The sequence below is a fragment of the Burkholderia mayonis genome, from assembly GCF_001523745.2.
Classification (GTDB): Bacteria; Pseudomonadota; Gammaproteobacteria; order Burkholderiales; family Burkholderiaceae; genus Burkholderia; species Burkholderia mayonis.
This window is the reverse complement of the sequence record NZ_CP013387.1, coordinates 354,125-371,843: the sequence shown is the minus strand read 5'-3', so window position 1 is coordinate 371,843 and position 17,719 is coordinate 354,125. Positions and strand designations below refer to the sequence as shown.

The following is a 17,719-nucleotide window of genomic DNA, read 5'->3' as shown; positions in this document are numbered from 1 at the left end:
ATGAACTTTTGTTCACTCACGATTATTTGATACAGCGTGACCGCATGGTAATCATCGGTTTTTTGGTGTGTCAATTACTGGTAAACGCTGATCGCCACCGCCAAATCATCATTGACACTTTGATTTATAAAGAATTTATTAGGTCGAGCAAGCGTTTGAGCAAAATTTCACCCTTTGCCAAATGTTCAGACAGGTCGTTATAATTGCTCAACATTGCACATTTGCGCACTCAACTTGCCCTCCGGAGGTTCACCATGAAAGTGGCGATCGGTTGCGACGAAGCGGCCTACGCGCTCAAGGAGTCGATCAAGCGGCACCTCCGCGCGAAGCATCCCGATGTCGAGTTGCTCGACTTCGGCACGCACAGCGCGGATGAGGCCGTGCTGTATCCCGACATCGCGATCGAAGTCGCGCAGCGAGTCGCGGCGGGCGAGTTCCCGCGCGCGATCCTGCTGTGCGGCACGGGCATCGGCGTCGCGATCTCCGCGAACAAGGTGCCGGGCATCCGCGCCGCGCAGTGCCACGACACCTATTCGGCCGAGCGCGCGCGGCGCAGCAACGATGCGCAGATCATCACGATGGGCGCGCGCGTGATCGGCACCGAGCTCGCGAACAGCATCGTCGACGCGTGGCTCAAGGCAGAATTCGACGGCGGCCGCTCGCAGCCGAAGGTGCAGCGGATCGCCGATTACGAACACCGGACGGGCCTCACCCAGGCCGGTCCGAACGACGCGCACTGCGGTTCATGACGCCGCGGCGCGCCGCTCCTCTCCACTACGACATGACGAACGAAGAACTCACGCAACTCGCGAAGTGCTATTACGTCGACGGGTCGACCCAGGAAGAACTCGCGCAGAAGTTCGCGATCTCGCGCCCGAAGGTGGGCCGGCTGCTGAAGCGCGCGATCGAAGAGGGCATCGTCGAGATCCGCGTGCGCCATCATCCGCGCGCCGTGCAGGATCTCGAGCAGGAACTGGTCGCGCGCTTCGGGATCCAGCGCGCGATCATCTCGGTCGACCACAAGGATCAGGACAGCCAGCGCGAGCTGCTCGCGGGCCTCGTCGCGAGCTATCTCGACCGCGTGCTCGCCGACGGCGCGATCGTCGCGGTCGGCATGGGCCGCAACGTGAGCGCGGTGTCGCGGCACGCGGTGTCGACGACGCAGCGCAACTGCTCGTTCGTGTCCGCGATCGGCGGCTCGTATCGCGGCGGCGAGACGATGAACGCCGACCACATCTGCCGGCGCCTCGCCGCGCGCTTCGGCGGCGAGAGCGAGACGCTGTATGCACCGGCGCTCGTCAACGATCCTCAGCTCTTCACCGCGCTGCTCGAGAACGAAGTCGTGCGCCAGTCGCTCGACAAGGCGCGCCGCGCGTCGATTGCGCTCGTCGGGATCGGCGACATTCTCGAGGACAGCAACATGGTCCGGATGGGCTGGTTCACGCCCGAGGAGATGGCGGAGGCGAAGCGCGCGGGCGCGGTCGGCGACATCATGGGCTACGACTTCATCGACATCCACGGCCGCCCGGCGACGACGATGCTGCGCGGCCGCGTGATCGGCCTCACGCTCGAAGACCTGAAGCGGATTCCCAACGTGATCGCGACGGCGAGCGAGCCGACGAAAGCGACGGGCATCCTCGGCGCGCTGCGCTCCGGCGTGATCAACACGCTGGCGACGACGCAATCGATCGCGCAGACGGTGCTGAGCCTCGCGCAAGCGACCGAGACGGCGACGGCGGAATAGGAAGGAAGTCGCGTCGGCGCGCCCCGGCGAACGGGCGCGGCGTCCCGGATCGCCCGAAACGCAGCCGCGCCGGCGCGTCGCTCGATCGACGAGCGAGAATTGAAAACGCCGCCACAGCCGCTACACTGTCGCGCGGCGTTTCGCCGTGCGCTTCACCCGGCATTCGTTTCGTCAGCTTTCGCCGTCGCGACATACCCGATCGCGCGGCACCGTCCGCCGGCGCGCCCGCCCGCGCGCCGGCGCCCGCATGCCAGGAACAATCCGAGAAATACATGCGATCATCCGCGTCACCCGCATCGTTCGCCGCACGCTCCCTGCTGTTCGCCTGCGCGCTCGCCACGAGCGCCGCCCATGCCGACGAAGGCATGTGGCAGCCGCCCCAACTGCCCGGTCTCGCCAATACGCTCGAACAACGCGGCCTCACGCTCGACCCGCACACGCTGTCGACGCTGACCGCGTGGCCGATGGACGCCGTCGTCAGCCTGGGCTTTTGCACCGCGTCGTTCGTGTCGCCGGACGGCCTGATCGTCACGAACCACCATTGCGGCTACGGCGTGCTGCAATACAACTCGACGCCGCAGAACAATCTGATCGAAAACGGCTTTCTCGCGCGGCAGCGCGGCGAGGAACTGCCCGCCGATCCGACGCAGCGCGTGTACGTGACCGAGCAGATCCGCGACGTCACCGACAAGATCGATGCGGCGCTCACGCCCGGCATCGCGGGCTACGCGCGCTACGCCGCCATCGACACCGCGAAGAAGCGCCTCGTTCGGGACTGCGAACAGCCCGGCTATCGCTGCGACGTCTACACGTTCAGCGGCGGCTACAGCTATCAGTTGATCCGGCAGCGCGAAATCCGCGACGTGCGGCTCGTCTACGCGCCGCCGGTGTCGATCGGCAAGTTCGGCGGCGAGATCGACAATTGGATGTGGCCGCGCCATACCGGCGACTTCAGCTTCCTGCGCGCGTACGTCGCGAAGGACGGCAGCGCCGCATCGTATTCGAAGGACAACGTGCCGTATCGTCCCGCGCATTGGCTGACGGTCAATCCGGGCGGCGTGAACGCGGGCGATTTCGTGATGGTCGCCGGCTATCCGGGGCGCACCGAGCGCTATCGGCTTGCCGACGAGTTGCAGAACGCGATCGAGTGGCGCTATCCGACCGAAATCTGGATGGCGAAGGACGAAGTCGCGATCATCGCCGCGGCAAGCAGGAAAGACCCGGCGATCGGCGTGCGCTACGCAAACCGCGTCGCCGGGCTCGACAACATGATGAAGAACTTCGAGGGCAATCTCGACGGGCTCGCGCACAGCTCCGCACTCGCGGACAAGCGCGCCGACGAGGCCGCGCTCGATCGCTGGCTCGCTGCGCGGCCGGCGGGCGGCAAGCTCGACGGCGCGGGCCTGAAGGCCGATTTCGATGCGCTCCGGCAGCTCGTCGAACGGCAGAAGCGGCTGCGCGAGCGCAATTTCGTCGGCGAACTCCTGTCGAATGTCGGGCTTTATCAGGCATCCTACAAGATCGTCCGGCTCGCCGACGAAAAGCGAAAGGCCGACGACATCGAACGCGAAACGGGCTATCAGAAGCGCGACGAGATTCGTATCGCCGGCGAGGAACAGCGGCTCGATCGCACGATGGATCCGGCCGTCGATCAGCAGGTCTTCGTCTACGCGCTCGAGCGCTACGTGAAGCTGCCGGCCGACCTGCGGCTCGCCGCGCTCGACCGCTGGCTCGACGGCGCATCCGACGATACGGCGCTCGCGCGCAAGGCCGCCGATCTCTATCGCGGCACGAAGCTCGCCGATACCGCGACGCGGATGCACTGGCTGGACGCGACGCCCGCGCAAATCGCCGCGAGCGGCGATAGCTGGCTCGTGCTGATGCATGCGCTGATGCCGGACCTGCTCGCATACGAGCGCGAACAGAAGGCGATCGCCGCCGACGATTCGCGGCTGCGGGCCCGCTACATGACCGCGCTGATCGCGTTCGAGCAGTCGCGCGGCCATCCCGTCTATCACGACGCGAACAGCTCGCTGCGCGTGACGTTCGGCACGGTCCAGGGCTATGCGCCGCGCGACGCGGTCCGCTATGCGCCGTTCACGACCGTGGAGGGCATCGTCCAGAAGCAGACGGGCGTCGAGCCGTTCAACGCGAGCGCCGCGCAACTGGCTGCGATCCACGCGCGCGCTTTCGACGGCTTCGCATCGCCGGCGCTCGGCACGCTGCCCGTCGACTTTCTCGCGAATCTCGACATCACGGGCGGCAATTCGGGCTCGCCGACACTCGACAAGAATGGCCGGCTCGTCGGCCTCGCGTTCGACGGCACCTGGGAAGGCGTGAGCTCGGGCTGGCGCTACAAGCCGGACATGGATCGCTCGATCCATGTCGACATCCGGTACATGCTGTGGGTAATGCATCATCTCGACCGCGCGGACAACCTGCTGAACGAGATGCAGGTGAACGTGACGCACTGAACGCGATGCGCGTGCACGCATCGCGCCGGCCGCCTGCGCTCGGCGGCCGGCGCGCGGACGCGCCACGCGTCAGAACGTGTGACGCACGCCGATGCGCACGAGCGTCTGCGTGTCGCCCGCCGACGAGATGCCATTGCCGACGTCGCCGACCGACGCCGTCGCATTCACGACGTTGCCGTACGGGTCGAGCGTCTTGCCGCTCGCCTTCTGATAGCCGACGAGGCCATACAGCGCGGTGCGCTTGGACAGGTAGTAGTACGACGCGAAGTTCACCTGATGATATTTCGGCGCGGACTGCCCGTCGATCGAGCTGCCGCGCGTGAAGTCGTAGCCCGCCGCGACGCGCAGCTCGGGCGTCGCCTGCCACGACACGGTGCCGCCGATCGAGTTGTACGTCGCAGTGCCGTTGAACGTCGAGAACGCGCCGGACTTGTACTGCGTGTTGCTGTACGACAGCCCGAGCGTCACCGCGCCGATCTGATAGGTGCTCGCCGCCGCGACGATCTGCATGCTCTTCGACGATGCGAAGCCCTCGTTGATCGACGAACCGAACGTGCCGTCGTACGAGCCCGTCCACGCGCCGCCGTTCGCACCATACGCGTTCGTCGCATACAGGTACGCGGCGCCGATCGAGAATGGCCCGTTCACGTACTGTCCGCCGACGCTCCACGTGTTCTGGTTCTTCACGCTGCCGGCCTGATTGCCGAAGCCGTATAGCGCGCCCAGCGTGAGGCCGCCGAACTTGGGGCTCACGTACTTGATCGAGTTGTTCTCGCGCGACTGATTGTCGATGTTGTCGAGGTCGCCCGGATGCGCGCCCATGCCGGTCAGGAACGTACCCGCGCTGATCGTGCCGACGAAGTCGACGATCGGATCGTACTGGCGGCCCATCGTGAGCGTCCCGAAGCGCGTGCTCGACAACCCCATCCACGCCTGCCGCCCGAACATCCGCCCACCCTGTCCGGCCTGCCCCGTGCCGATGTTGAAGCCGTTCTCGAGCTGGAACACCGCCGCGAGGCCATCGCCCAGATCCTCTTTGCCCTTCAACCCCCAACGGCTGCCCGACCAGGTGCCGCTCGCGAAGCTGTAGCTCGACTCGTTCCGGTAGCTGACGGGCGCGCCGAGCGCGCCCTTGCTCTGCGCGACACGCTGGTTGCTCGTGTAGCCGAGCCCCGCGTCGACGATCCCGTAGAGCGTCACCGTGCCCTGCGCATGCGCGCCGACGCACGCGCTCCCCGTCACCAACAATGCCACTGCCGCTTTTTTCATGGATAGGATTCCTGCCAGATTGAATCAAAACGAATGACGCGCTTCATCTCCAAACCCTCGACGCGGCTAAGCCGAATCGACGAGCCATTGCGCGACGCGCGCGAGCAGCGGATCCGGCGCGTCGAAGTTCTCGACGCCGGTCACTTGCGGCGCATCGCAAATCGTGAAAACCGGCTTGCCCCACTGCAAGCCGAGCGCGATCTCGGACAGCGTGCCGAGCCCGCCGCCGACCGCGATCAGGCACAGCGACGCGCGCGCGATCAGCGCATTGCGCGTAATGCCGAGCCCCGTCGGCAGCGCGACGCTCAGATGCGGATTCGCGCCTTCGGCATCGTCCTCGGGCAGCAGGCCGATCACGAAGCCGTCCGCGCGGCGCGCGCCGCGCGCGGCCGCTTCCATCACGCCGCACTTGCCGCCGCCGACGATCACGATGCCCGTCGCGGCGAGCGCGTGCGCGATCGTCTCGGCGATGCGCATCTGCTCGTCGGTCGCGACGCGCGGACCGATCAGGCCGACCGGCATCAGATGACGCCGAGACCCTTGCTGGCGCAGCGCGACGCGCGCCAGCGCGGCCATCGCCTCCGATGGGCGTTCAACGATGTCGTCGCGCAACGTATTCCCCCATCGCGAGCACGCAGGTGCACAGCGCCGTCAGCACGATCGACAGCACGGCGGCCTGCGAGAAATCGGTCTGTCCGTCGGACAGCTTCAGGTACATCAGGAGCGGCAGGATGTTGATCTGCGTGCCGGCGAGCGCGAGCGCGGTGCCGTACGTGCCGAGCGCGATCGCGGTCACGAGGCACCACGCGGCGGCGATCGACGGCCACAGCTCGCGCCACGCGACGTCGAGCCACGCGCGCCACGGCTTCGCGCCGAGCGTCATCGCCGCTTCGAGCGGACGCCGGTCGAGATTCGCGAACGCGGGGAACAGCATCAGCGCGACGCGCGGAATCAGGTAGTACGCGTACGCGACGACGAGGCCGAACGTCGTGTAGATCACGCCGCCCACCTTCGCCGCATCCGCGCCGAGGCCGGCGAGCAGCGTCGTCACGAAACCGGCGCGGCCGAACGTCAGGATGAAGCCGTATGCGATCACGAGCCCGGAGAACGCGAGCGGCACGCCGAGCAGCGCGAGCGACCAGCGGCGCTGCGCGGGCGTCTGATCGGTGAGCGCCAGCGCGAGCGGCACGCCGACGCACGTCGACAGCGTGCCCGTGCCGACCGCGAGCGCAAGCGAGCGGCCGATCGCGTCGGCGACGAGCGGATCGCGCAGCACCGCGGCGAACGCACGGCCGCCTTCCGCGAACGCCGCGCTCACGAGCGCGGCGAGCGGCAGCACGAAGAACAGCGCGAGCAGCCCGCCCGCCGGCGCCGCGCCGAAGCGGCGCAATAAGCCGTGGTCGAGAGACGATCGTTGCACGTCGCGCTCCTTACTGGCCGAGCGTCGCTTGCGACCACAGCCTGTCGACTTCGGCCTTGCGCGCGGCGGCCTTCGCGACATCGAGCGGGTGCACCTGCGGCGCGTTCGGCATCTTCGCCGCGACGTCCGGCGCGAGCGCGACGCCCGGCACCGCAGGCCGCACGTAGCCGCGCGCGAAGAGCGCCTGGCCGGCCTCGCTCATCACGAAGTTGAGCCAGAGCTGCGCGGCTGCGGGGTTCGGGCCGTTCTTCACGAGGCTCATCGCGTACGGCGCGGACACGCTGCCGTCCTGCGGAATCACGACGTCGACCGCGTCGCCCATGCCGTCCGCGTACTTCGCCTTCAGGCCGTCGTTCTCGTAGCCGATCAGGATCGGAATCTCGCCCTTGACGAACTTCGCGTAGGGCGTCGTGCCTTCGACGCGCAGCACGTTGCCCGCATTCTTTAGCTTGCCGAAGAAATCGGCGCCGGGCTTCGGATTGTCGACGCCGCCGCCGAGCGCGGACGCCGCCGCGAATACGACGACCTGCCCTTGCCCCGTCGAGCGCGGATCGAGATAGACGACCGCATTCCTATACTCGGGCTTCAGCAGATCAGACCAGTGCTGCGGCACGTTCTTCACGAGCTTCCTGTTGACGAGAAACGCGACGTTCAGCGAATGCACGGTGAACCAGCGGCCGTCAGCGTCGCGAAACACGGACGGCAATCGATCGAAGTTGATCGGCTTGAACGGCGCGACGACGTCCTTGCCCGCCGCTTCGAGCGCCGACGCCGCGAAGTAGTACGCGGTGTCCGCCTGCGGACGGCGGCGCGACTTGTCGAGCGCGACGACGGTCGCGGCCGAGCCGATGTCGTTGTACGTGAGCTCGACCTTCGGATAGCGCTTGCGGAACGCCGCGAACAGCGCCTTCCAGTTCGCCCATTCCGGGCCGGTGTCGAATGACACGACGAGCCCTTCGTCGGCGGCCTTCGCATAGAGTGCGTCTTCGCCCACATAGAGCGGCGCGGCATGCGCACCGTTCGCGGCGAGCGTTGCGCAAGCGCCGAATGCGAACACGAGCGCGATGCGGCGCATCGCCGTCAGAAATTGTCGGCCTGCAAACATCGTGAATCTCCGTTGAACGAATCAATCATTGCGCGGCCGTCGCCGCGGGCAGTACGAGCAGATGGCGCGGCTCGATCGCGATGCCGCGCGCGGCGAGCACGCGGCCTTCGCACAGGAGTGGCTCGGCCGCGCCGTGCGGCACGAAGTCGTAGCGATGCGTCGCGCCGAAGTAGCGGACCTCGCCGAGCGCGCCGCCGATGCGGTTCACGCAGTGCTCGGGCGGATCGGGCTCCACGTGCTCGGGACGCACGAGCACGTCGACGTCGGCGCCCGGCCGATGCGCGCCCGTGTCCGCGCATAGCGTCGCGAAGCGCACGTCGACCGTGCCGCTCGACCGCACGCGGCCGCGCACGATCGTCGAGTGGCCGATGAAGCGCGCGACCTGCGTCGACACCGGACGCTCGTACAGGCTGCGCGGCGTGCCGACCTGCAGCACGCGCCCGCCGTCGACGATCGCGACGCGGTCCGCCATGCTGAGCGCCTCGTCCTGATCGTGCGTGACGAACAGCGTCGTCGCGCGGCACGCGCGCTGCAATGCGCGGATCTCGTCGCGAAGCTGATGCCGGATGCCGGCATCGAGCGCGGCGAGCGGCTCGTCGAGCAGCAGCACGGCGGGCTCGATCACGAGTGCGCGCGCGAGCGCGACGCGCTGTTGCTGGCCGCCCGACAGTTGCGTCGTGCTGCGCGCCGCATGCGCGGCCAGGCCCACGCGCTCGAGCATCTCGAGCGCGCGCCGCCTGCGCTCTGCGGCCGTGACGCCGCGCATGCGCAGGCCGTACGCGACGTTGTCGACGACGGACAGATGCGGAAACAATGCGTACTGCTGAAATACCATGCCGACTTCGCGTCGCCATACCGGCACGCCCGCCACGTCGGCGCCGCCGATCGCGATGCGGCCGCTGTAGCCGTTCAGCAGGCCCGCGCTCAGGCGCAGCAGCGTCGATTTTCCGGAACCGCTGCGCCCGATCACGGCGAGCAGCTCGCCGGGCTGCGCGTGCAGCGTGACGGCGTCGACGCCGTGCGCCGCGCCGGGGTAGCTGAAACTGACGTTGTCGAATTCGAGGCTCATGGCTTCACTTCAGTCGTTGCACGGTGTGGATCGATGCGAACGTCGCGAGCACGGCGAGCAGGAGCAGCACGACAGTCGCCGCGCAGGCGATGCCGGACGCGCCGTAGAACGCCTGCAGCAGCACGACGGGGAAATTGCGATAGCGAAAGCCCGCGATCAGGTTCGATACCTGGAATTCGCCGATCGACAGTGCGGCGACCATCACGAGCCCGGAAAACAGGCTCTGTCGCAAATTGGGCACCACGATCGTGAAGAACTGTCGCAGCGGCGGTGCGCCGAGGGTCGCCGCACAGGCTTCGAGCTTCGCGAGATCGAGATGGCGCAGGTCGCTCAGCAGCGTCTGCAGCAGATACGGCAACGTCAGCACCGCGTGCGCGGCGATCATCAGCGGCAGCGTGCCGAGCCACGGCAGCGCGTCGCCGCCGAAGATCACGATGTAGCCGAAGCCGAGCGTGAGCGCCGGCACGCCGATCGGCGTCAGCATCATGACGCGTGCGGCGATGCCGCGTCCCGCTTGCGCGCGGTGATGCAGCGCGTAGGCGAGCGGCACGCCGACGATCGCGTTGAGCCCACAGCACGCGAGCGCGACGGCGAAGCTCACGCCGAACGCGCGCCGAAAGCTCGAATCGGCGGCCAGCTCGGCGAACCAGCGCCACGTGAAGCCTACCGGCAGCAGCGTATTCGTCCAGCTCTGCCCGACCGAGCCGATCAGCAGCAGCACGATCGGCATCAGCAGATACAGCGCGAACAGCGCGACGATGCCGTTGACGACGACGGCGCCGAACGACGGGCGGCCTTTGCTGCTGCGACGAATCGGAATACCGCCGGCGAGCACCGGGGCGGTAGGTGAGCGCATGGCTGCTCCCATTGGCGACGAAAGGTTGCGATACGCGGGAAGCCCGTCGGAACAGGCGTTTCGCGCATCGTCGTGACGGCCGCCAGTTTGTCCGCGCGACATGGCATCGTCATGAAAAAAACGTACAAACTCCGCATCGCTCTTTGCATCGACGGAACACTTCGCGATGAAGCATCTGTATCCGAACGTCGCCGAGCTGCACGCATTCGCCAGTTCTGCGAAACATCTGAACTTTTCGTACGCGGCGCGCGAGCTCGGCTTGACGCCGAGCGCGGTCAGCCGGCAGATCGCGAGCCTCGAGGCGCTGCTCGGCGTGAAGCTGTTCGTCCGCGAAGGCCGCAACCTCACGCTCACGCGCGCGGGCCAGGTCTATCAGGCGCGCGTCGGCGGACCGCTGCGCGAGATCGGCAACGCATCGCTCGAATTGCTGAGCGCGCGCGAGGACAGCGATCTGCTGACGATCGCGAGCGTGCCGACGTTCACGACGAAATGGCTCGTGCCGCGTCTGGCGCGCTTTCTCGAGACCGCGCCCGACGTCACGCTGAGCTTTCGCCGCCATCTCGCGCCAGGCGACCCGTTTCCGTTCGGGCTCGACGCGGCGATCCGCTATGGCGACGGCCGCTGGGAAGGCGTCCAGTGCGACTATCTCGACGGCCGCACGTTTGTGCCAGTGTGCGCGCCGGAATTCGCCGAGCGCTACGCGCTGCGCGCGCCTGCGGACGTTGCGGCCGCGCCGCGGCTCGTGCATGAGCAAGCCGAATGCGCGTGGGTCGCGTGGGCGAACCGACATCGCGTCGCACACATGAACGCGCTCGCCGGCCCACGCTTCGAGCAGTACTCGGTGCTGATCCAGGCCGCGCTGGCGGGGCTCGGGATCGCGCTCGTTCCGGCATTCCTGATTCGCGATCAGCTTGCGTCCGGCACGCTCGCGCAGCCGCTCGACGCGCCTGTCGACGTCGACGAGCAAGGCCACTATCTGTGCTGTGCGCCGGAACGGCTGGAGACGAGCGAGTCGCTGCGGCGTCTGCGCGCGTGGATGCTGAGCGAGTGCGGGCGTGCTTGACGCGACGCGCGCAGGGTCGCCTCGAGCGCAAGGACGTCCGGACGAGACGAACGGGCGCGGAACTCGGCTTTTGCGCGCGACGGACCTAGTATGAAGAGATGGGCGGCCCGCGATCCCGCGGCGCCGCTTTCCCTTCTTCGACGGAGGTCGGCATGAACGTCCAGGCGCTGTCCGGCATGCTTCACGCTCAGGAATTGCTGCTCGTCTCGTTGATTCGCGCGCTTCCGCTCGAAACGCGCCAAATACTCGCCGACGAATTCGACCGGCAGATCCAGCTCGCGGAAACGTCGCATCTCGACGCCCCCCGCGATCGGGAAGCGCACGAGGCGTTTTTGGCGCACGTGCGCAAGCTGCTGATTCGGCTCGAGTCGATGGCGTAAGACGCGAAAACGCGCGCTAGCCGCACCGTCGCGCGCCGCCTCGATTCGCGCGGACGACGAGCGGGCACACGCCGATCGTCGACGCTCGACTCCCCTGCCGTCCGCGCGAAATCACGCCGGATAGCCGTATCGCGATCCTTGCTCTCCCGCCGCAGACGGATGCCGTTCCGGCCCGCGCTACATGCGGCCCCGCGCGCGCTCAACCTCGAAGCTGCCTACCGAAACAGACCGTTAGTTGCGTATAACATCGCCACCGAGACGAGCGGTACGGCCATGCACGTCACATCCGCCGATTTCCCGTGCGGCGCGCAAGTCGCTTTCTCCAATTGAATTGCAAATGATTCTCAATTACACTTTCCATTCGTTTCAACGAACATTTCCTTTCATCCTGCCCGCGCCGTGAACGGCGCGCGGGCGCCAGCCAGGTGCACGCGTCACCCAGCCAGCCTCCGGGCTAATTCGTCACTGGGAGACCCAACCGTGCATCAACCTCTGTTGGCGCGGCGGCCGCTTCGCGCCGCGCTGTTCGGCGCTTTCGGCATCTATGCGGCAGCCGCGCGCGCCGCAAGCGCCGCTTCCGAACCTGCTGCCGTCGCCGCACCGCCGTCCGCGGCATCCGCATCGCATGCAGCGATCGCGGCCGCGCGCATCGACGCGCAATCGCTCGATCCGATCACCGTCACCGCGACGCGCACCGCGTCGGCGGCGAGCCGCACCGCGGCGAGCGTATCGGTGATCACCGATTCGGACCTCGAAGAGCAGCAATCCGACAACATCAAGGACGCGCTGCGCTACGAGCCGGGCGTCACCGTGCGCCGCACCGCGTACCGCCCGGCGACCGCCGCGCTCGGCGGCGGCCGCGACGGCGATTCGAGCATCAACATTCGCGGCCTCGAGGGCAACCGCGTGCTGCTGATGGAAGACGGCATCCGGCTGCCGAGCGCGTTCTCGTTCGGTCCGCTCGAAGCGGGCCGCGGCGACTACGCCGATCTCGATACGCTGAAGCGCATCGAGATCCTGCGCGGCCCGGCATCGTCGCTATACGGCAGCGACGGCCTGACGGGCGCCGTCAACTTCATCACGAAAGATCCGTCCGATCTGCTGTCGATCTATCGGAAGAAGACCTACTTCTCGTTCCGGCCGAGCTACGACTCGGTCGACCGCAGCGTCGGCGCGGCCGTGGCGGCGGCGGGCGGCAACGATCGCGTCCAGGGGATGCTGATCGCGTCCGGCCGCCGCGGCCACGAGGTCGACACGCGCGGCGGCGACAACTCCGCAAGCACGAAACGCACGACCGCGAATCCTCAGGATGTCTACACGGAATCGCTGCTCGGCAAGCTGACGATCACGCCGACGTCGCGGGACACGTTCAAGTTCACCGCCGAGACGGTGCGGCGCCGGATCGACACGAACGTGCTGTCGGCGATCAACCCGCCGACGACGCTCGGTCTCGCCGCGCACGACAAGCTCGAGCGCAACCGCTTCAGCATCGATTACGACTTCCGCGACGACGCCGCGCGCTGGTTCCAGACCGCGCACGTGCAGTTCTACTATCAGGAGTCGAAACAGGATCAGGACTCGTTCGAGACGCGCGGCGGCAGCCTGTCGTCGCGTTCGCGCTCGAACCACTACAGCGAGCGCGCGTTCGGCGGCTCCGCGTTCGCCGAGAGCGGCTTCTCGACCGGACCGTTCGCGCACAAGCTGCTGTACGGCGTCGACGGCAGCATCGACCGCATCAAGAGCCTGCGCGACGGCACCGTCGCGAGTCCCGGCGAATCGTTCCCGAACAAGGCGTTTCCGGATACCGACTACACGCTGTTCGGCGCGTTCGTGCAGGATCAGATCGGCTTCGGCAAGCTGCTCGTCACGCCGGGCCTGCGCTTCGACGCGTATCGGCTGAGCCCGACGACGGGCGATCCGCTCTTTACCGGCAAGACGGTCAGCTCGAGCGATCACGAGCTGTCGCCGCGCGTGTCGGTGCTGTACCAGGTGACGCCCGCGCTGATTCCGTACGTGCAATACGCGCACGGCTTCCGCACGCCGACGCCCGATCAGGTCAACAACAGCTTCTCGAATCCGTTGTACGGCTACACTTCGATCGGGAATCCGAACTTGAAGCCCGAGACGAGCGACACGTTCGAAGCGGGCCTGCGCGGCACGCTCGGCACGGGCTATGGGCCGATGCGCTACAGCGTCGCCGCCTTCACCGGCCGCTATCGCAACTTCATCTCGCAGCGCACGATCGGCGGCAGCGCCCGGCCGAACGATCCGCTCGTGTTCCAGTACGTGAACTTCGCGAACGCGCGCATTCACGGCTTCGAAGGACGCGCGGAATGGGTGATGCCGAACGGCTTCACGCTGAAGACCGCGATGGCGTTCACGAAGGGCACGACGCAGGACAACGGCGCGGCGAGCGAGCCGCTCGACACGGTCAATCCGTTTTCCGCCGTGTTCGGCGTGCGCTACGAGCCGAGCGAGCGCTGGTTCGCACAGGCCGACCTGCTGTTCCAGGCGGGCAAGCGCGGCCGCGACGTGGCTTCGGACGCGTGCCAGAAGAAGAGCTGCTTCACGCCGCCGTCGTCGTTCGTCGTCGACCTGCGCGGCGGCTATCGCTTCAACAAGCACGTGAGCGCCTATCTCGGCATTCACAACCTGTTCGACCGCAAGTACTGGAACTGGTCGGACGTGCGCGGCATCGCCGCCGATTCGAACGTGCTCGACGCATACACCGCTCCGGGCCGCAGCGTCGCGGTCAGCATGAAGGTGGATTTCTGATGCGGCCCGCACGCCTTTTTCCCTTCCGGCCAATCCGCCAATCGAGGATCTCCGACATGATGAACACCGCCGCTCCCGCCTCTTCGTCGAACCGCGCGCTCGCGCCGGACGAACTGCGCGACGCGTTCCTGCACCTGAAGGAAACCCGCAAGCTGCGCAACCGCGACGTCGCGCAATTGCTCGGCATCAGCGAAGGCGAGGCGCTCGCGGCGTTCGCGGGCGAGCGCGTCGTGCGGCTCGAGCCGAGCTTCGTCGAATTGTTCGAAGAGATGCCGCGCCTGGGCGGCGTGATGGCGCTCACGCGCAACGCGGCCGCCGTGCACGAGAAGGACGGCGTGTTCGAGCAGATGAGCCATGACGGCCCGGTTGGGCTCGCGCTCGGCGCGATCGATCTGCGGATCTTCTACCGCAACTGGGCGGCGGGCTTCGCCGTCTACGAGCCGACCGCGCACGGCGCGATGAAGAGCCTGCAGTTCTTCGACGCGCAAGGCGACGCGGTGCACAAGGTCTATCTGCGCAAGCACAGCGATCACGACGCGTTCGACGCGTTCGTGTCGCGCTGGCGGATGCCGGTGCAATCGCCTGCGTTCGCGGTCGAGCCCGCGCCCCCTGCGTTCGTCGAGCGGCCCGACGGCGAGATCGACGCGGCGGCCCTGCGCGACGCGTGGGACGCGATGACCGACACGCACCAGTTCCATGGCGTCGTGCGCCGCTTCGGTGTCGCGCGCACGCAGGCGCTGCGGCTCGCCGGCACGACGCGCGCGCATCGCGTCGCGACCGACGCAATGCGGCGCGTGCTCGAACGCGCCGTGCAGACGCGGCTGCCGATCATGGTGTTCGTCGGCAATCGCGGGATGATCCAGATCCATACCGGTCCCGTCACGAACATCCGCCGGATGGGTGCGTGGATCAACGTGCTCGACGGGGATTTCAACCTGCATCTGCGCGAGGATCTCGTCGCGTCCGCGTGGGCCGTGAGAAAGCCGACGAGCGACGGCATCGTCACGTCGATCGAGCTGTTCGACGCAGCGGGCGACAACATCGCGATGCTGTTCGGCGCACGCAAGCCGGGACAGCCAGAGCTGGCAGGCTGGCGCGAACTGGTGGGCGCGCTGCCGACGATCGATGCCGCAAGCGCGACGGGCGCGGCGAACGTCCCCGGCGTGACCGATACCGAGGTCGCGCGATGAGCCAGTCGTCGCGCATCGATGCACGCCGTCGCGCATGGCTCGCGGGCACGGGCGCGCTCGTGTTCGCGGCCGCGCATCCGGGCGCGTTCGCGCGCTCGCCGGCGAGTGTGCCGCCGAAGCGCGTCGTCGCGGTCGGCGGCGCGCTCGCCGAAACGATCTACGCGCTGGGCGGCGCGCGAACCACGCGCTACGAGCTCGTCGGCACGGACACCACCTGCACGTACCCGGACGCCGCGCGGCGCTTGCCGAAGATCGGCTATCAACGCACGTTGTCCGCGGAAGGATTGCTGTCGCTTCGGCCCGATCTCGTGCTCGCGTCGGCGGAGGCCGGACCGCCCGCCGTGCTCTCGCAACTGAAGAGCGCCGGCGTGACCGTCACGACATTCGACGAGGCGCACGACGTCGAATCCGTGCGCCGCAAGATTCGCGGAATCGCGCAGGCACTTTCGCTACAGAGCGCGGGCGACATGCTGCTCGCACGCTTTGATCGCGACTGGCTCGCGGCGCGCGCGGCGGTCGACGCCACACCGCCCCGCGCGTCGCAGCGCACGCCTGCGCGCGTGCTGTTCGTGCTCAATCACGCAGGCAACCAGGCGCTCGTCGCCGGCCAGCAGACGGCCGCCGACGCGATGATCCGCTACGCGGGCGCGCACAACGCGATGCAGGGATTCGATCGCTACAAGCCGCTGACCGCCGAATCGCTCGTCGCGTCGGCGCCCGATGTCGTGCTGATCTCGGACGAGGGTCTGCAGGCGGTCGGCGGACGCGATGCGCTCCTCGCGACGCCCGGCTTCGCGGCGACGCCGGCCGGACGCGCGCGGCGCGTCGTCTCGCTCGACGCGCTGTTCCTGCTCGGCTTCGGACCGCGTCTGCCGCAGGCGGTCGCCGCGTTGCAGCGCCGGTTGAATCGCGTGCTGGCTTGAGCATGCGAGATCGACGATGCTCGCATCGATTCGCCGCGACGAGCCGCGTCGCGCGGCGATCGCTCGCGATCGTTCGGTTTCCTGAATTCGTCGCCATGCCTGCCGCCGTCCGATCCGACGCAATCGGTTCGCGCTGTTTCGCGCGCTGCGAAGCAGCCGCCGCCGTACGGCACGCGATGCCTATCGGCCACTTCGCACGTGCGTCGACAGAATCGCAATCTATCCCATTCGATCCTCCACGATGAGCATCGCTACCCGTTCTCCGTCGGTCGATCCGACGCCTGCCGCGCTCCGCCCGGCATTCGCGCCATCGACCGTCGCCGCCTTCCGCCGACGGCGCGCCGTGTGGACACTCGCCATCCTGATCGCCGCACTCGCCGTCGCATCGATCGCCGCGCTCTGTGTCGGCGCATTCCGGCTCGCGCCCGCGCAATTGTTCGACGCGCTCGCCGCGCCCGACGCACGGCTCGCGAGCGATCCCGCGCTGCGTCAGGCGCGCGCGGTGCTGCTGGATATCCGCGCGCCGCGCGTCATGCTGGCGCTGCTCGTCGGCGCCGGCTTCGGCGCAGCGGGTGCCGCGATGCAGGCGCTCTTTCGCAACCCACTCGCCGATCCGGGCCTGATCGGCGTGTCGAGCGGCGCGGCGCTCGGCGCGTCGGCGCTGATCGTGCTCGGCCCGCTCGTCGCCGCCGCGCCGGTCGCGCTCGGCTTCCTGCCGGTCGCCGCATTCGCCAGCGCGCTCGCGGTCGCGGCGATCGTCTATCGGCTCGCTATCACGCGCGACCGCCTCGCACTGCCGCTGCTGCTGCTCGCCGGCATTGCGATCAACGCGCTCGCGGGCGCGGCGATCGGCCTCCTCACTTACGTCGCCGACGATACGCAGTTGCGGTCGCTGACGTTCTGGAGCCTCGGCAGCGTCGGCGGCGCGCAGTGGCGCATGATCGCCGCCGTCGCACCATTCGCACTCGTCGGCTGCGCGCTGCTCGCGGGCGAGCGGCACGCGCTGAACGCGCTGCAGCTCGGCGAAACGGAGGCGCTGCATCTCGGCGTGCCGGTGCAGCGCGTGAAGCGGCGCGTGCTCGTCGGAACGGCGATGTGCGTCGGCGCGCTCGTGTCGTGCACCGGCGTGATCGGCTTCATCGGGCTCGTCGCGCCGCATTGCGTGCGGCTCGCAGCCGGCCCCGATCAGCGGATCATGATGCCGGGCGCGGCGCTGCTCGGCGCGCTCCTCGCGGTCGCCGCCGATCTCGCCGCAAGAACGCTCGCCGCGCCTGCCGAGATTCCGCTCGGCATCCTGACCGCGCTGATCGGCGCACCGTTCTTTCTCGCACTGCTGTGGAAACGGCGCGGCGCACTGGGAGCATGACGTTGCGAGCCGAATCTCATCATCGAAATTTCGCAGGCCTGCGCACACGCCGCTCGTTCGGCCGCAACGAAACGATCTCGATCGC

Annotated in this window: 15 protein-coding genes; 9 read left to right on the top strand and 6 right to left on the bottom strand. The window is 67.9% G+C overall.

Going from position 1 to position 17,719, the window contains the following annotated elements:
• Positions 1 to 254: 254 nt before the first annotated feature.
• The 3 genes from rpiB (at position 255) to WS70_RS20255 (ending at position 4,218) form a co-directional block, all read left to right on the top strand.
• A complete protein-coding gene (rpiB, locus tag WS70_RS20265) occupies positions 255 to 749 on the top strand; it encodes a ribose 5-phosphate isomerase B (RefSeq protein WP_059469883.1) in 495 nt (164 codons plus the stop codon).
• Positions 750 to 781: 32 nt separating this feature from the next.
• The gene (locus tag WS70_RS20260; RefSeq protein ID WP_059598621.1) at positions 782 to 1,744 is read left to right on the top strand and encodes a sugar-binding transcriptional regulator; all 963 of its coding nucleotides are present in this window, start codon (positions 782 to 784) and stop codon (positions 1,742 to 1,744) included.
• Between the two features lie 272 nt (positions 1,745 to 2,016).
• A complete protein-coding gene (locus WS70_RS20255; protein WP_059598620.1) occupies positions 2,017 to 4,218 on the top strand; it encodes a S46 family peptidase in 2,202 nt (733 codons plus the stop codon).
• A gap of 69 nt (positions 4,219 to 4,287) precedes the next feature.
• On the opposite strand, the gene WS70_RS20250 is transcribed toward WS70_RS20255, so the two are convergent.
• From WS70_RS20250 to WS70_RS20225, 6 genes are all read right to left on the bottom strand, one after another.
• Positions 4,288 to 5,487, bottom strand: a complete 1,200-nt coding sequence (locus WS70_RS20250; protein WP_059598619.1) for a porin — start codon at positions 5,485 to 5,487, stop codon at positions 4,288 to 4,290.
• Positions 5,488 to 5,553: 66 nt separating this feature from the next.
• Positions 5,554 to 6,063, bottom strand: a complete 510-nt coding sequence (locus tag WS70_RS20245) for a TIGR00725 family protein (RefSeq protein ID WP_059469879.1) — start codon at positions 6,061 to 6,063, stop codon at positions 5,554 to 5,556.
• A gap of 16 nt (positions 6,064 to 6,079) precedes the next feature.
• Positions 6,080 to 6,907, bottom strand: a complete 828-nt coding sequence (locus tag WS70_RS20240) for an ABC transporter permease (RefSeq protein ID WP_059598618.1) — start codon at positions 6,905 to 6,907, stop codon at positions 6,080 to 6,082.
• A gap of 10 nt (positions 6,908 to 6,917) precedes the next feature.
• The gene (locus WS70_RS20235) at positions 6,918 to 8,012 is read right to left on the bottom strand and encodes an extracellular solute-binding protein (RefSeq protein ID WP_059598617.1); all 1,095 of its coding nucleotides are present in this window, start codon (positions 8,010 to 8,012) and stop codon (positions 6,918 to 6,920) included.
• A gap of 25 nt (positions 8,013 to 8,037) precedes the next feature.
• On the bottom strand, positions 8,038 to 9,081 hold the full coding sequence (locus WS70_RS20230; RefSeq protein ID WP_059469876.1) for an ABC transporter ATP-binding protein: 1,044 nt from the start codon (positions 9,079 to 9,081) through the stop codon (positions 8,038 to 8,040).
• Between the two features lie 4 nt (positions 9,082 to 9,085).
• Positions 9,086 to 9,937, bottom strand: coding sequence for an ABC transporter permease (locus WS70_RS20225; protein ID WP_059598616.1), 852 nt, complete (start codon positions 9,935 to 9,937; stop codon positions 9,086 to 9,088).
• A gap of 166 nt (positions 9,938 to 10,103) precedes the next feature.
• On the opposite strand from WS70_RS20225, the gene WS70_RS20220 reads away from it, so the two are divergent.
• The 6 genes from WS70_RS20220 to WS70_RS20190 all read left to right on the top strand — a co-directional run bounded on the left by WS70_RS20220 (position 10,104) and on the right by WS70_RS20190 (position 17,634).
• Complete coding sequence (locus WS70_RS20220) at positions 10,104 to 11,000, top strand: LysR substrate-binding domain-containing protein (RefSeq protein ID WP_059598615.1); 897 nt, start codon at positions 10,104 to 10,106, stop codon at positions 10,998 to 11,000.
• A 152-nt stretch (positions 11,001 to 11,152) separates the two neighbouring features.
• Positions 11,153 to 11,380, top strand: a complete 228-nt coding sequence (locus WS70_RS20215) for a hypothetical protein (protein ID WP_059469873.1) — start codon at positions 11,153 to 11,155, stop codon at positions 11,378 to 11,380.
• Between the two features lie 495 nt (positions 11,381 to 11,875).
• Positions 11,876 to 14,155 (top strand): TonB-dependent hemoglobin/transferrin/lactoferrin family receptor, encoded by a 2,280-nt coding sequence (locus WS70_RS20210; protein ID WP_059598614.1) that lies wholly within the window; start codon positions 11,876 to 11,878, stop codon positions 14,153 to 14,155.
• Positions 14,156 to 14,211: 56 nt separating this feature from the next.
• A complete protein-coding gene (locus WS70_RS20205) occupies positions 14,212 to 15,345 on the top strand; it encodes a hemin-degrading factor (RefSeq protein ID WP_059598613.1) in 1,134 nt (377 codons plus the stop codon).
• Positions 15,342 to 16,268 (top strand): heme/hemin ABC transporter substrate-binding protein, encoded by a 927-nt coding sequence (locus tag WS70_RS20200; protein WP_059598612.1) that lies wholly within the window; start codon positions 15,342 to 15,344, stop codon positions 16,266 to 16,268. The genes WS70_RS20205 and WS70_RS20200 overlap by 4 nt, the downstream gene beginning before the upstream one ends.
• A gap of 241 nt (positions 16,269 to 16,509) precedes the next feature.
• The gene (locus WS70_RS20190; RefSeq protein ID WP_059598611.1) at positions 16,510 to 17,634 is read left to right on the top strand and encodes a FecCD family ABC transporter permease; all 1,125 of its coding nucleotides are present in this window, start codon (positions 16,510 to 16,512) and stop codon (positions 17,632 to 17,634) included.
• The last annotated feature ends 85 nt before the right edge of the window (positions 17,635 to 17,719 follow it).